Source organism: Roseibium sp. (genome assembly GCF_965232425.1).
Classification (GTDB): Bacteria; Pseudomonadota; Alphaproteobacteria; order Rhizobiales; family Stappiaceae; genus Roseibium.
This window is the reverse complement of the sequence record NZ_OZ246971.1, coordinates 2,547,911-2,562,242: the sequence shown is the minus strand read 5'-3', so window position 1 is coordinate 2,562,242 and position 14,332 is coordinate 2,547,911. Positions and strand designations below refer to the sequence as shown.

At 61.7% G+C, this 14,332-nt stretch carries 15 protein-coding genes; 11 read left to right on the top strand and 4 right to left on the bottom strand.

Annotated features, from left to right (window positions below; translation table 11 throughout):
- Window positions 1-12: 12 nt before the first annotated feature.
- Window positions 13-519, bottom strand: a complete 507-nt coding sequence (locus tag ACO08A_RS11710; RefSeq protein ID WP_422041230.1) for a tetratricopeptide repeat protein — start codon at window positions 517-519, stop codon at window positions 13-15.
- Window positions 520-787: 268 nt separating this feature from the next.
- Window positions 788-1,519, bottom strand: coding sequence for a FadR/GntR family transcriptional regulator (locus ACO08A_RS11705; protein WP_422041229.1), 732 nt, complete (start codon window positions 1,517-1,519; stop codon window positions 788-790).
- A gap of 154 nt (window positions 1,520-1,673) precedes the next feature.
- Between ACO08A_RS11705 and ACO08A_RS11700 the strand changes: the two genes are divergently transcribed.
- The 5 genes from ACO08A_RS11700 to acuI are packed head-to-tail and all read left to right on the top strand — an operon-like array spanning window position 1,674 to window position 6,882.
- Window positions 1,674-2,477: a DUF2182 domain-containing protein gene (locus tag ACO08A_RS11700; RefSeq protein ID WP_422041228.1), complete on the top strand. Its 804-nt coding sequence runs from the start codon at window positions 1,674-1,676 to the stop codon at window positions 2,475-2,477.
- Window positions 2,477-3,103: a DUF1326 domain-containing protein gene (locus ACO08A_RS11695; protein WP_422041227.1), complete on the top strand. Its 627-nt coding sequence runs from the start codon at window positions 2,477-2,479 to the stop codon at window positions 3,101-3,103. The genes ACO08A_RS11700 and ACO08A_RS11695 overlap by 1 nt, the downstream gene beginning before the upstream one ends.
- A gap of 12 nt (window positions 3,104-3,115) precedes the next feature.
- The gene (locus ACO08A_RS11690; RefSeq protein WP_422041226.1) at window positions 3,116-4,237 is read left to right on the top strand and encodes a dimethylsulfoniopropionate demethylase; all 1,122 of its coding nucleotides are present in this window, start codon (window positions 3,116-3,118) and stop codon (window positions 4,235-4,237) included.
- A gap of 2 nt (window positions 4,238-4,239) precedes the next feature.
- Complete coding sequence (locus tag ACO08A_RS11685; RefSeq protein WP_422041225.1) at window positions 4,240-5,874, top strand: AMP-binding protein; 1,635 nt, start codon at window positions 4,240-4,242, stop codon at window positions 5,872-5,874.
- 15 nt (window positions 5,875-5,889) lie between these two features.
- Window positions 5,890-6,882: an acryloyl-CoA reductase gene (gene acuI, locus ACO08A_RS11680; protein WP_422041224.1), complete on the top strand. Its 993-nt coding sequence runs from the start codon at window positions 5,890-5,892 to the stop codon at window positions 6,880-6,882.
- A 681-nt stretch (window positions 6,883-7,563) separates the two neighbouring features.
- Here the strand turns inward: acuI and ACO08A_RS11675 are convergent.
- Window positions 7,564-8,457, bottom strand: coding sequence for a LysR family transcriptional regulator (locus ACO08A_RS11675; RefSeq protein ID WP_422041223.1), 894 nt, complete (start codon window positions 8,455-8,457; stop codon window positions 7,564-7,566).
- Between the two features lie 94 nt (window positions 8,458-8,551).
- On the opposite strand from ACO08A_RS11675, the gene ACO08A_RS11670 reads away from it, so the two are divergent.
- The 6 genes from ACO08A_RS11670 to ACO08A_RS11645 all read left to right on the top strand — a co-directional run bounded on the left by ACO08A_RS11670 (window position 8,552) and on the right by ACO08A_RS11645 (window position 12,939).
- Entirely contained in the window at window positions 8,552-9,166 is a 615-nt protein-coding gene (locus ACO08A_RS11670) for an FMN-dependent NADH-azoreductase (protein ID WP_422041222.1), read from the top strand.
- A gap of 269 nt (window positions 9,167-9,435) precedes the next feature.
- A complete protein-coding gene (gene rpmI, locus ACO08A_RS11665) occupies window positions 9,436-9,633 on the top strand; it encodes a 50S ribosomal protein L35 (protein WP_145345317.1) in 198 nt (65 codons plus the stop codon).
- A 26-nt stretch (window positions 9,634-9,659) separates the two neighbouring features.
- The gene (rplT, locus tag ACO08A_RS11660) at window positions 9,660-10,019 is read left to right on the top strand and encodes a 50S ribosomal protein L20 (RefSeq protein ID WP_306142195.1); all 360 of its coding nucleotides are present in this window, start codon (window positions 9,660-9,662) and stop codon (window positions 10,017-10,019) included.
- Window positions 10,020-10,261: 242 nt separating this feature from the next.
- Window positions 10,262-11,698, top strand: a complete 1,437-nt coding sequence (locus tag ACO08A_RS11655; protein WP_422041221.1) for an alanine/glycine:cation symporter family protein — start codon at window positions 10,262-10,264, stop codon at window positions 11,696-11,698.
- A gap of 409 nt (window positions 11,699-12,107) precedes the next feature.
- Entirely contained in the window at window positions 12,108-12,401 is a 294-nt protein-coding gene (locus ACO08A_RS11650) for a hypothetical protein (protein WP_422041220.1), read from the top strand.
- 217 nt (window positions 12,402-12,618) lie between these two features.
- Window positions 12,619-12,939, top strand: a complete 321-nt coding sequence (locus ACO08A_RS11645; RefSeq protein ID WP_422041219.1) for a hypothetical protein — start codon at window positions 12,619-12,621, stop codon at window positions 12,937-12,939.
- Between the two features lie 7 nt (window positions 12,940-12,946).
- On the opposite strand, the gene ACO08A_RS11640 is transcribed toward ACO08A_RS11645, so the two are convergent.
- On the bottom strand, window positions 12,947-14,332 hold the full coding sequence (locus ACO08A_RS11640) for a multicopper oxidase family protein (RefSeq protein WP_422041218.1): 1,386 nt from the start codon (window positions 14,330-14,332) through the stop codon (window positions 12,947-12,949).

The following is a 14,332-nucleotide window of genomic DNA, read 5'->3' as shown; positions in this document are numbered from 1 at the left end:
CGCTTTCCCTCACTAGCCGCGATTGGCAAAGGATGTGCTGTTGCGCAGCAGTTCCAGGTTGTTGGCGGTCGTCTGGTTGCTCGGATCGATGTCATAGGCCTTCAGAAAGTACCGCCGTGCCGATACCAGGTTGCCGCGCAACATGTAGGAGTAGCCGACATTGTTCAGGTACTCCGGCCGGTTCGGTATCATCCGTGCGAGACGTTTGTAGCCGATGTCGGCATTGTCGAACCGTCCGATCATGTCTGCAGACGCCGAGTAGCCGATCCAGGCGACCGGGTCTTTCGGATACACCTCGACCGCCCGCTTGTAGATGGCATAGGCCTGACCGTAGTTCTTTTCCTTGAACTGAACCCTGGCAAGCTGCAGGAGTTCGTCGTCAGGGTAGTAGGCGACCTTTGAAAGGTCGTCATTCGAAGCGGCACTGTCGCCGAAGGTCGACAGGTTTGCCAGATCCCCGGACTGGCAACCTGCCAGCAAAAATACCGATACCGCAAAAGCAGAAGACTGTTTACGCAACCACATTGTCTCTTACCACGCCGCTTATTACTCTGACGGGATCAATCCACTGCATCAGCATTACTACGCAGTATTCGCGATATCCCCCGCCGCTACTCTGTCGGTCTGCATTGAAGTTAGAGGGATTGTGAAAATTATTGGTTAAGAGCGTCGAATTACATTTCGTAAAAATTTGCCCTTCACGGATAAGCTTCCGCTAAGCAACTGCCGCGCGCAAACACGCGGCCACGCACCGGCTCGGGCAAAGAACAAAAGCGAATGGAAAATGTCAGCCGGCCTTGGGCTTGCGCCGCTGCGCGGCGAGCTCTTTGGTGTAGGCGCACAGCTGTTCGAGACTTTCTGCAGCCGCGACGGCGTCCCGTTCCTTGAGAGCAATCAGAAGCGCATCGTGATAGTCCGCAATCCGCTCGCGGTCGCGCAGGCGGTAGACAAGCATGTTCATCAGCGGCTGCATCGCCTCGAACGCGGCCGACAGCTGAAAGGCCAGCAGCGGATTGCCGGTCGACTGCGCGATGGTCGAATGAAACGTCACGTCGGATGCACAGAATTCCTCATCGCTGGTCAGGGGATCCCGCTGCCGGGTTGTCTCCTTGCGCATGGCCGTCAGGTCGTCCTCCGCACACTTGTCGGCAGCGAGCGGCAGGGCCGCGGCTTCCAGCGAAAACCGGGCCTCGATCGCATCTTCGAGCGGAATGTCATTCATCCCGATCAGCAGACGCGTCGTCGTCACGAGATTGTCCTGCGCCTCCGACCAGGTCATGCGATTGACGAATGCGCCACCGGACGAGCCACGCTCGCTCCGGATAAGGTTCTGCGCAGCCAGGCGTTTGAGCGCTTCGCGGACCGTTGAACGGGAGACACCGAACCTGTCGGCCAGGTCGGCTTCGCTCGGCAGGCGTTCTTCGCCCGCCAGCCGGCCTTCAAGAATGGCGTCACGAATGGCATTGGCGATCTGGACCGAAAGTCCCTGTTTCTGAATCGTGTCGAATTCAATCGCCAAAACGCCCTCACATGCCCTCAAGATTAAACGCAGACAACCTAGTTGCACCTATCCAAACGGTCAATTGCAAAAAAACAAATGTCAGACAATTAAATGTTTGACTTTTAAATGACGGAAGCGCAGCGTAGCGCAACCAAAAAAATGGGAGGAGCGGGTGAAGGCACTGTCACGTCTTCTGCCCGGCCACGGAACACTGTGGCTGATGTTTTTCGGCGGCGTGCTTGCGGCATGGGCTTTGCTCGTTGCCACGCATGTGCCCGTTGCAGTGCCACATCCTGCCGCTGAGTACGGGCTTGCCTACCTGATTTCACTGTGCACCCGGAGCGTCGCCGACGCCGGGTTCGTGTCCGTGGCGGCCATGTGGTCCCTCATGTCGCTTGCCATGATGGCACCGACGGCATTTCCCGCGTTCAAGACCTATTCCGACATGACCTACACCGACGCGGCCAGCGGAAGTTCGCTTGCGGTTCTCGTCGCCGGCTATCTTCTGGTCTGGATCGGGTTCGCGCTTCCCGCGGCCTATGTGCAGGTGCAGCTGGCGGATCTTCATCTTCTGGACGGCGCCGGCAAGTCGACATCCGCTCCGCTCAATGCGCTGCTGCTCGTCGTTGCAGGCGCCTACCAGTTCAGCCGCCTGAAGAATGCCTGCCTCTCGGCCTGCCAGAACCCGATGACCTTCTTTTTCAGCCACTGGCAGCCCGGACACGTGGGCGCATTGCGCCTCGGTCTGCGCCTCGGTGCCGTCTGCCTCGGGTGCTGCTGGGCCTTGATGCTGCTCGCCTTTGTCGCCGGGACCATGAACCTGGCTTTCATGGGCCTCGCCATGGTGTTGATGACGCTGGAAAAGCTGCCGCAGATCGGCAATCGCATCAGCGCACCGCTGGGCGTCTTTCTCATCATTTCCGGGACGATGGTCGGCGTCCTGGCACTTATCGATCTATTGAACGGAGGAATCTGATGTCCGGATGGGCCATACGCGGTGAATTAATATTGAACTGCAACTGCACGGTCTTTTGCCCTTGCGTTGTGTCGCTTGGAAAGCACCCGCCAACGGAAGGTTACTGTCAGACCTGGGGTGGTGTGCGCATCGACGAAGGCCACTACATGGGGGAAGACCTCTCTGGCCTGAATATCGGGCTTCTCATCGAGATTCCCGGCCTGATGGCCCGGGGCAACTGGAAAGCAGCGGTCTTTATTGACGATCGGGCGAGCGACGTCGCCTATGAGGGCCTCGTGAAGATCTTCTCCGGACAGGCGAAGGGTACGACGGGCCTCTTCAAGGTCCTCGTCAGCGAGTTTCTTGGCGCTGAACGCGCGCCTGTCTCCTACACGAATGAAGGCAAGACGCGTCGCCTGGTCGTCGGCAAGGCCATCAAGGGCGAAGTCGTTCCGGTTCCGGGCGCCAGCCCCGACGAAGACGTGGTCATCTCGAACACCGAATACTGGATGGGCCCCGACATCACCGTCGCTACAGCCACCCAGGGCCGCGTGCGCGCTTATGGCCGTGTCTGGGATTTCGACGGCCGCAGTGCCGAGATCTGTCAGATAGACTGGTCAGGTCCTGCCGTCGAGCAGGCTGCGTAGGGAGGTTCCGGCATGCAGGTCCCGGCTCTTTCGATTTCCCGCCGCACGCGCAACACGCCGTTTTCGCGCCGGGTTCAGGCAGCAGGTGTCAAGGCCTACACGGTCTACAATCACATGCTGCTTCCGACGGTCTTCAATTCCGTCGAAGAGGATTACCATCACCTGAAATCCAAGGTTCAGGTCTGGGATGTGTCATGCGAACGGCAGGTCGAACTCTGGGGACCGGATGCCGCGCGGCTGGCACAGATGCTGACCCCACGCGATCTGTCCAACATGGTCGAAGGGCAGTGCTATTACACGCCCATGGTCGACGAGACCGGCGGCATGCTGAACGACCCGGTCACAACGAAGCTCGCCGAAGACAAGTTCTGGGTCTCGGTGGCCGACAGCGACCTGCTGTTCTGGATCAAGGGACTGGCACATGCGCTGCGGCTGGAAGTCGATGTCGACGAACCGGACGTCTCACCGCTGGCCATTCAGGGCCCCAAGGCGGAAGACCTCGTTGCCAGGGTCTTCGGCGAGAAGATCCGGTCGATCCGCTTCTTCCGCTACGACTATGTCGACTTTCAGGGGCACAAACTGGTACTCGCCCGGTCCGGCTATTCGAAACAGGACGGGTTTGAACTCTATGTCGACGGATCGCATCTCGGCGAGCCCATCTGGGACGCCCTGATGACTGCCGGCGAAGACATGGACGTCCGCGCAGGCTGCCCCAACCTGATCGAACGGATCGAAGGCCAGCTGCTCTCCTACGGCAACGATATGACCCGCAACAACACGCCGCATGAATGCGGGCTCGGCAAGTTCTGCCAGACGCAACAGGCCATCGGCTGCATTGGCCGCGACGCCCTGCTGCGTGTTGCGGTCGAAGGTCCGGTCCGGCAGATCCGCAGCATTGCCATCGACGGTGACCCGGTCCCGTCCTGCGACGACCTGTGGCCGGTGATCGCCGGCGGCAAACAGGTCGGCACCGTCAGTTCAGCCGCCTACTCGCCGGACTTTCGCACCAATGTCGCGATCGGCATGGTCAGGATGACCCACTGGGACGACGGCACCAAGGTCCAGGTGGACACGCCGCACGGCATGCGTTCGGCAACGGTCTGGGAAACGGCATTCACCAATCAGGGGGGGTAGCGATGAAAGAGCATTACGAAGCGCTCCCGCGGCAGACAGCCAACCACGTGCCGCTGTCTCCCCTGTCGTTCCTGGAACGCACGGCGGCGATTTTCCCGGACAGGACCGCGCTGGTCTACAACGACCTGCGCCTTACCTGGCGCGAGGTTCACGAGCGGGTGCGCCGCCTGGCCTCGAGCCTGAAGGATAGGGGCATCGGCCCGGGCGACACGGTATCCGTTCTGGCCGCCAACACGCCGGAGCTCTTCGAGCTTCACTACGCCGTCCCGCTGACGGGGGCGGTGCTCAACACGATCAATATCCGTCTCGAAGCCGAAACCGTCGCCTACATCTTCGATCACGGCGACGCCCGGCTGGTGATCGCCGACACGGCCTTTTCCGGCGTCGTCAAGGCGGCTTTCGCGCTGAATGGCAAGAGCCTCCCGGTCGTCGACATCGTCGATCCCCATGGGCCGGGCGGCGACAGGCTGGGCACGGAAACCTATGCCGGCCTGATCGAGAAGGGCGACCCCGCCTTCGCATGGGCCGGTCCGGACGACGAATGGCAGGCCCTGGCGCTCAACTACACCTCGGGAACCTCCGGACGCCCTAAGGGTGTCGTCTACCACCATCGCGGCGCCTATCTCATGGCCATGGGAACGCCGGTCGCCTGGGAGCTCCCGCGGCACCCGGTCTATCTCTACACCGTGCCGATGTTCCACTGTAACGGCTGGTGCCACGCCTGGGCCATGACACTGATGGCCGGCACCATCGTCTGCATCCGCCAGGTCAGCGGCAAGGCCGTCTTCGACCTGATCGACCGCTTCGGGATCACCCACCTTGGCGGCGCTCCGATCGTGCTGTCTATGCTGGTCAACACACCGGAGGAAGACAGGCGGCCGCTGCCCGCGCCGGTCAAGATCATGACGGCGGGCGCACCGCCCCCGGCGGCCGTGCTGGCGGCAACGAAGGCGCTTGGCTTCGAGGTCATGCAGGTCTACGGGCTGACGGAAACCTACGGCCATGTCGTGCAGTGCCTGTGGCGCGAGGAATGGGAAGACCTGTCCGCCGACGAGCAGGCGGAGCTGCAATCCTGGCAGGGGGTCGGCTTTCCGATGACGGAAACGGTGGATGTTGTCGACCGGGACACCGGCGCGCCGGTTCCGTTGGACGGCGAGACCCAGGGCGAGATCGTCATTCGCGGTAACACCGTCATGAAGGGCTACTACAAGAACGAGGCGGCAACGTCCGAAGCCTTCTCCGGCGGCCACTTCAAATCGGGCGATGCGGCCGTTCGCCATCCCAACGGCTATGTCCAGATCCGCGACAGACTGAAAGATGTCATCATCTCGGGCGGCGAAAACATTTCCTCCGTCGAGGTGGAGGGCGTTCTGCACCGGCATCCCGATGTGGTGCTTGCGGCGGTCGTCGCCCTGCCGGACGAGACATGGGGCGAAGTGCCGTGCGCCTTTGTCGAATTGAAGGACGGCAGCACCTTGACGGAAGATGAATTGATCGACTTCTGCCGCGCGCACATGGCCGGCTTCAAGAGACCGAAAAAGATCGTCTTCACCGAATTGCCGAAAACGGCGACCGGCAAGATACAGAAGTTTGTTCTGCGCGAGGACGCCAGGACGATGACGGAAAACACCAGCTAACAGGGCAGTTTGACCATGACTTTCAAAGCACTCCTCGTTGAAAAGAACGACGAAGGCAAGACCTCCGCGTCGGTTCAGGAGCTTGACGACAGCCGCTTGCCGGAAGGCGATGTCACCGTCGCCGTCGAATACTCCACGCTGAACTACAAGGACGGTCTGTGTGTCGGTCCGGGTGGCGGTCTGGTGCGCAACTATCCCCACGTGCCCGGCATTGACTTTGCCGGCACGGTCCTGGAATCCTCGGACGACTGGTACAAGCCCGGCGACAAGGTGGTCCTGACCGGCTGGCGTGTCGGTGAGGTCTGGTGGGGCGGCTACGCCCAGAAGGCCTGCGTGAAGGGCGAATGGCTCGTGCCGCTGCCCGAAGGCATCTCCACCCGCAACGCGATGGCCGTCGGCACGGCCGGCTTCACGGCCATGCTCGCCGTCATGGCGCTGGAAGACCACGGCCTGAAACCCGGCGACGGACCCGTTCTGGTGACCGGCGCGGCCGGTGGCGTCGGCTCGGTCGCGACCGCCATTCTCGCCAATCTCGGCTATGAGGTCGCCGCCGTGACGGGCCGCGAAAGCACCTGGGACTATCTGAAATCCCTCGGCGCCAGCACCATCGTCCCGCGCGACGACGTCAATGAAACCGTCAAGCGTCCGCTGGAAGCCGAAACATGGGCCGGATGCGTGGACGCGGTCGGCGGTGCCATGCTGGCCCGCGTGCTCGGCCAGATGAAATACGGGGCGTCTGTCGCAGCCGTCGGCCTGGCAGGCGGCGCGGCGCTTCCGGCGACCGTCATTCCATTCCTTCTGCGCGGCGTCAACCTGCTCGGCATCGACAGCGTCATGAAGCCCTACGATGCCCGCCTCAAGGCGTGGGAGCGGCTGGCAAAGGACCTGCCGATGGACAAGCTGGAGGCCATGATCCAGCCGGCGACGCTCGAAGATCTGCCCGGGCTCGGCGCCGATATCCTGAAAGGCCAGGTCAAGGGCCGCGTCGTCGTCGACGTCAACGCCTGACGCGGACCGGGCCTTCATCCGGTTCAACCCTCCTCCTGAGGCGCACGCTTGCGTGCGTCTCGAAGGATCGGCTGCTTGGAGGGTGTCATCCCGGCCTGCCGCACAAGCGGTAGAACGGGATCCGGAAATCCACGCGGCGGCAAGAGAGAATTGCAGTCGAACAAGAGGTTGCTGGATCCCTGCCTACGCAGGGATGACAAGAAAGAGAGCCTCGTCCTTCCGGAAAGACGGCGAGACACAGCAACACCCTCCATCGTCACCCCGGGCGAACATCGTGAGACCCGGGGCCGGGGAGCCCCGGCGTGCCGATAGACAACCCAGACACCGCCGCGTTAGTTCCTCCCCGATCCCGGCTTGCACTCCGCTTAGTCGGGATGACAAGCAACACAAAGACCCGTCATTCCGGACAAGTGCAGCGTCAGCTGCGCGCTGATCCGGAACCCAGATATACTCCGCGCTGAAAGCGCGGCCTCTTGCCCGAAAGAAAGATCCGGGTTCGCTCCACTCACGCTGATATCTGGATTCCGGATCGGCGTTCGGCTCAGCCTCGCTTGTCCGGAATGACGAATGGGGAGACGGACCAACCCTTTCATCGTCACCCCGGGCGAACATCGTGAGACCCGGGGCCGGTGAGCCCCGGCGTGCCGATGGGCAACCGGAACTGACGCCGCCGGCCGGATTTCACCGAAGCTCCGCTTTCAGGAAATCGACCATGACCCGAACCTTTTGCGGCAGGAAGGCCTTGCTCGGGTAGAGGATCCAGGCGGCCGTGTCGAAATCGGTTGCCGCGCAATCATACGCCGGAAAGAGATCGACAAGACGGCCGTCCTTCAGATCACCGCGGATCAGCCAGTTGGCCAGGAGCGCAACACCCATGCCGAGGCGGGCAGCTTCGCGCAGGGAGAGCGCGCTCGCGATCACCGTCTTGCCCGCAACATCGACCTCGAAGGGCCCGCTGTCCTCGCTCCGGAACTTCCAGCTGTTGCGGAAGCCCGGCAGCGCGAAACACAGGCAATTGTGATCGGCAAGATCCCTCGGCTCACCCACCGGGCCATGCTTTTCAAGATAAGCAGGCGACGCCACCACACGGTAATGCGAAGAAAACAGCCGGGTGGAAATCAGATCCCCCTTCGGAGCTGCCGCCAGGCGGACCGCAAGGTCGAGCCCCTCCGCAAGCAGGTCCATGTTGTAGTCGGACGGGTAAAGCTCGACCGACAGGTCCGGATAGCGCTCCTGGAACAGCGGCAGCACCGGCATGATACCCTCCTGCGCGAAGGCGACGGATGCCGTCATCTTAAGCGTACCTTTCGGCAACGCACCCTGAGACGCGGCTTCCTCCGCCGCCGTTTCAAGCTCTTCCAGCAGCGGCGCGACCCTTTGCAGATAGCGACCGCCCTCCTCGGTCAGCGCCAGTTTGCGCGTGCTGCGCTGGAAGATACGGACGCCGAGCTCCTTTTCCGCATTGGCAACGATCCGCGACACGCTGGAAGCATCGACATCCAGCGCGCGGGCGGCCCCGGCGATGCTGCCGATATCACGCACGAGAAGCAACGTCTTGAGAGATTGAATGTCCATTCGTGCATTTTATGCACGATTCTGCTGCGTGCCATCGTATTTTTCTTGCACCGGCGCAGAAATAGCTTTGGGCCTCCCACAAAGGAGACCTCCAATGACACTGCTCTTGCGCATCAATTCCAGCTCCCGCCGGACCGGCTCGCATTCCGCGGCCGTGGCCGACCATTTCGAAACCTGTTTCCGGGAAAGGCATCCCGGCTGCCGGGTCATCTCGCGGCAGGTGGCCGATGGCTCGATTCCGATCATCAGCCAGAAGACGATCGAAGGGTTTTATACGCCGGCTGAAAACATGACCGACGACCTGAAGGCCGCGACCGAACTGTCCGACACTCTGATTGGTGAACTGCAGGAAGCCGACACGCTTCTGATCACTGCCCCGATCTACAATTTCAGTGTCCCGGCCGCTCTCAAGGCCTGGATCGATCAGATCGTACGGATGGGTCACACCTTTTCCTATCGAGACGGTGCTTTCGCGGGTCTCGCCAGAACCCGCCGCGCGGTGGTCGTATGCGCCTATGGCGCGGAAGGCTATCTGGAGGGCCAGCCGTTCTCGGCGGCCAATTTCGTCGAACCCTACCTCCGGTTTCTGCTGTCCTTCCTGGGCATCCGGGACATCCGCTTCATCTCCGTTCAGGGCACCACGGGCGATGCGGAGACCGTCGCGGCGCGGCTGGATGCAGCCAAGGATGAGTGCCGGCTTGCCGCATGAATATGCGGTGAAGTGCGAGGATATGACAAATCTGTCGCCGGGCGGGAAATCCGCCCCGCGACTTTCAAGGGTTTCCGCCCCGAATCCGGTTGCAATCCGCCGAAACCTCCCATATAAGCGCCCGGTCCAGAGTCGTCCGGCTCGTCGTGGACTGGATTTCTGCATGCAAATGCAGGTCCTCCCGGCAGAAAAGGGCATGCCGTGTCGGCTCTGAATGCTCCAACAAAAAAGCACCCGCTGATGCGGATGCGCCAAGGAAAGGATGCAAAATGCCCAAGCTGAAGACGAAATCCGGCGCCAAGAAGCGCTTCAAGGTGACCGCGACCGGCAAGGTGAAAACCGCGCAGGCCGGCAAGCGCCACGGCATGATCAAGCGCACGAACAAGTTCATCCGCAACGCACGTGGAACGACCACGCTCAGCGATCAGGATGCACGCATCGTGAAGCAGTTCCTGCCCTACGCTTAAAGCCAGCCCCCAAGGAGATCATCTAAATGTCACGCGTCAAAAGGGGCGTCACCGCCCACGCTCGCCACAAGAAAGTTCTGAAGGCCGCCAAGGGTTATTACGGCCGCCGCAAGAGCACCATCCGCGTTGCCAAGCAGGCCGTCGAGAAGGCAGGACAATACGCCTACCGCGACCGCAAGGCCAAGAAGCGCACGTTCCGCTCGCTCTGGATCCAGCGCATCAACGCGGCAACCCGCCAGCACGGCATGACCTACGGCCGTTTCATTGACGGTCTGAACAAGGCCGGCGTTGAAGTCGACCGCAAGGTTCTGTCCGATCTCGCCATCAACCAGCCCGACGCATTCAAGGTGCTGGTCGACAAGGCACAGGGCGCTCTGACCGCTTAAGCCATCAGACGAGAGAATTTTCGAAAAGCGCGGCCGATCGAGCCGCGCTTTTTTTGTGGCACAGGGGCCGCGCGCTTCGAAGATCGCGAGCATGCGCCCGGCGCCAGGGCAGAACACCCATAGGCTGCATTTTTGAAAACGTTTCCCTTTTTTATTGCAAATCCTTTCCCGACGCGCCTACGCTGATAGATCCGGCACGTGGGCACTTGCCGGTGGATGCGCAGCAATGGGGAGCGGGTTCCATGCAGTTGTTTGAATCGTTTTTCGGTCTCATCGGCGACCTGACCTGGGGATGGGCGCTCATACCCTTCCTCATCATCATCGGAGTTTTCTTCACCGTCGTGACCGGTTTTGTTCAGATCCGGTTCTTCAGGCGCATGTTCCGGGTGCTGTCATCCAAGAACCAGACCGGGGATCCCAATGCAATCTCGGCGCGCGAAGCCCTTCTGCTGTCCGTTGGCGGACGCGTCGGCGGCGGCAACATCGCGGGCGTCGCCGTTGCCATCACGCTGGGCGGCCCCGGCGCCGTCTTCTGGATGTGGGCGGTTGCTCTTGTCGGCATGGCGACCAGCCTGATCGAGTGTTCGCTGGCCCAGCTCTACAAGCGTTCGGAGGGCGACGGGACCTATCGCGGCGGCCCGGCGCGCTCGATCATTCACGGGCTTGGCGAGGACTACCGCTGGCTTGCCGTCCTCTATGCGGTCTGCCTGATTGCTTCGTTCGCATTCGGCTTCAACGCGTTTCAGGGCAACACGGTCGCGGGCGCTGCGGAGGAAAGCCTCGGCATTGGCCGCATCTGGACCGGACTCGGCCTGACCGTCATCACCGGCCTGATCGTCTTCGGCGGTATTCACCGCATCGCCAAGGTCGCCGACATCGTCGTGCCGATCATGGCGGTCGGCTACATCGCCATGGCGCTGCTCGTCATCGTCATCAACGTCACCGAAATCCCGGCAGCGCTCTACATGATCGTCGCCAACGCGTTCGGCTGGGAGGAAGCTGTCGGCGGCGGCATGGGCGCCGCGCTTGCGCAAGGCCTGCGCCGCGGCCTGTTCTCCAACGAGGCGGGCCTCGGGTCAGCTCCCAACGTCGCGGCGACGGCGGATGTCCGCCATCCGATCAGCCAGGGGATCACCCAGTCGTTTTCGGTCTTCATCGACACGATCATCATCTGCACCTGTACGGCTCTCATCATTCTGCTCGGCGATGTCTATGTGCCGGGCGACGAGGCGGTCGACGGCATCGTGCTGACGCAGCAGTCCCTGGCCTCGCATCTCGGCGGCTGGACAAGCTACTTCCTGACGCTGGCCATCCTGCTGTTCGCGTTCAGCTCGATCATCTACAATTACTATCTCGGTGAAAATGCGCTCACATCGATGACCGGCAACACGGCGGCCATTCAGGTGCTGCGGGTTCTGGTCATGGGCGTCGTCTTCCTGGGCGCGACGGCACCGGGCGCAACGGCAGTGTTCTTCTTCTCCGATCCGCTGATGGGCGTGCTGGCCGTGGTCAACCTGCTGGCACTGATGATGCTGTTCCCGACGGCAAAACGGATCCTCGACGACTTCAAGGAGCAGATCCGCGCCGGCGTTGACCGACCGGTGCTCAACCCGGACAAGTTCGCCGATCTGGACATCGACCGGACCGCGTGGACCGGCAAGGATCCGGACGCGGCCTGACCGTTCGAAGATTTCCTCGTCGACACCGCCGGCGGCTCCCGGGCCGCCGGTTCCATTCTCTGCCCGATAGACACGCAAGACATTATCCGCAGTGACGTGCGACCGCGGAGATCCTCAGCCTCAACCGGGCAGCGGGCGGATCCGCTTTGCCCGGAAATCCGCGCACCAGTGCACCATATCCATGGGCCCGCACGCCCCCGCGATCACACGATCTGTCTCCCAAAGCACCAAGCCGTTAACTTTTGTGACCTCGTTTTGGCCGGATTCCGCGGGCAAAAGGTTAACGGCTTCTTATATTGGCATAAGGATTGCGTCGTTTCAGGCAGGAAGGCGCTGAGCGTGCCATTTTGAAACAACGAGGCGTTTTTTAGTGCGAGTGAACCCGGTAAGTGCAACAGGCCGTGCCATTGTGAGGCGCCAGCGTCCCTCTTCGGGAGAGACGCGGTCCGGGTCCGAGGGCGATTTTGCAGGTTACCTGCCGCCGCCGCCCGAACCGGAGCACCGCAGCGAGCCTGAAACCTTCTTCCGGGACTATCACCCCAATTCGGTTTTCCTTGCCCACCTGCTCGCTTCAGGCGAGATCGAGCTTCAGGAGCGGCCGCGCCGCCGATCGGGTCCCGAGCTCTGCGCCGATGCCTATCGCGCCACCGCTGCAATGCCGAGGCAGCGTGCAGCCGGGCACCTGATCAGGACCGACCGCTGACACTTTCTTGATTTCCAGAAGTACCACTGGAGTTCCTGGCCCGGAGCAACTTGCTCCGGGTCTTTTTTCACGTGGCAGGCAAATCTGCGTCAAGTCGGCACATAAGTGATCTCCAGCACATTTGCCGGCTGATTCGATACCTATATTGAACCCAGATCCGGAAACACCGGACCTCCGACACGATGGCCACGGTCTGGCCCAACACGGAGTATGGATTATGATTGTCACACCTGTTCCCGCCGTCCATGCGATGCGGACACGCCAAAAGCCACTCGATGCACCGGTGTCACAGATGGAAGACGCCCTGTCGGTTTCACGCCAGTTTTCCGATCTTCCGATGGTTCCCGTCCACGTCGCCTCCGCCGCACTGCGGAACACCTATCATGGTGCCGACGCGGAATACGCAACGCAGTTGCTGGCCGGGCGCGAATTTCATCATGAAACTCTGCTGGAACGCGAAGACCATGTCCGGCAATACGCCGCCGCGTCCGCCTATGAAGACGACGAGCGGACTCATACCGTCTCGCTCTCCGCGTAGCTCCGCGTCAGTCTTCGATCCGCAGGAAACCGGCAAGACCGGTTTTCTGGTGTTCGATCACGTGGCAGTGGAAGGCCCAGTCACCCGGATTGTCGGCAACAAGAGCCACATCCATCGTCTCCTGCGATTGCAGCAGCGCCGTATCGGTCACGAGCGGCGCCAGTTTGCGTTTGTTTGAACGCAGCAGCTGAAACGAAACGCCGTGCAGGTGTATCGGGTGATCGTTGGGGGTCTCGTTGCGCAGTCTCAGCACATAGGTCTTGCCGAGCTTCAACGTCGCCAGCGGGTCGAGCGGACCCGGCACGTCGCCCTGCCAGGCCTTCCGGTTGATCGACCAGAACGTATAGCCGAGCGTTCCGCAAATGCTGGCCTGCGGCGCATCGCCCTCTGGAGACCAGCCAAAGACGAACTCCATCACTTCCACGTTGTTGAGGTCCGGCGCGGGCACCGGATTGGCGGGCAGCGGGGTCAATTCGCGCAAGTCCCGCTTGACGCTGCCTCCGCGCGGACGGAAATGCGCGATAACCTTCTGATCGAACTTGCGCTTGAGAACGAGCCGGACGGTATCATCCTCGTTGTCCGGAACCCTCAGCGCAATATCGGCCCTTTGACCGGGTGAAAGCTCGATATCACGGGCCGGCACGGGAACCGGAAGGGGATTGGAATCGATGGCGATCACCATCGCTTCGCCGCCTTCGATCTCGTATCTGCCAACCCGGGTAACATCCGTCACGGCAAGGCGCAGGCGCACAAGGCTCCCCGCCTGAAGATCGAAATCCGGAGCAACCTTCCAGTTGACCGTCGACACAGTGCCAAGAGTTCCGCCGCGCGCCGCGCTGCGTGCCTTGAAGAGGGCAATGAACTGCCCGTCGCCCCCGAGCCGGAAATCGCGGATATTGAGCGGCAGATCGCTGTCGAAACCCGGATCTTCGGGCTCTTCGACGATCAGCACACCTGTCAGTCCCCGCGCCATCTGCTCCAGCGTGTTGCAATGCGGGTGATACCAGAAGGTGCCCGCGTCCGGTGGCGTAAATTCGTATCGGAACCGGTCACCTGCCTCGATCGGGTACTGGGTGAGATAGGGAACGCCATCCATGCCGTTGGGAATGCGCAGCCCGTGCCAGTGAACGACGGATGCTTCGTTGAGTTTATTGGTCACGTCGACCGCGGCCGCTTCGCCCTGTTTGAACCGCAGCACCGGTGGCGGTCCGTCCACTGCAAAGCTCATCATGCCTTTGGTGACGGTGTCCGGGAGTATGCCGTAGTCGAGATGCGACAGGGTCAGGGCATGCGTGCCTGCAAGAGCCCTGTCGGCGGCGAATGCCCCGGCAGAAGCAGCCAGCACGGTTGCAGAGCTGCCGATCAGCAGCTCGCGTCTCGTGAGATGAGACAT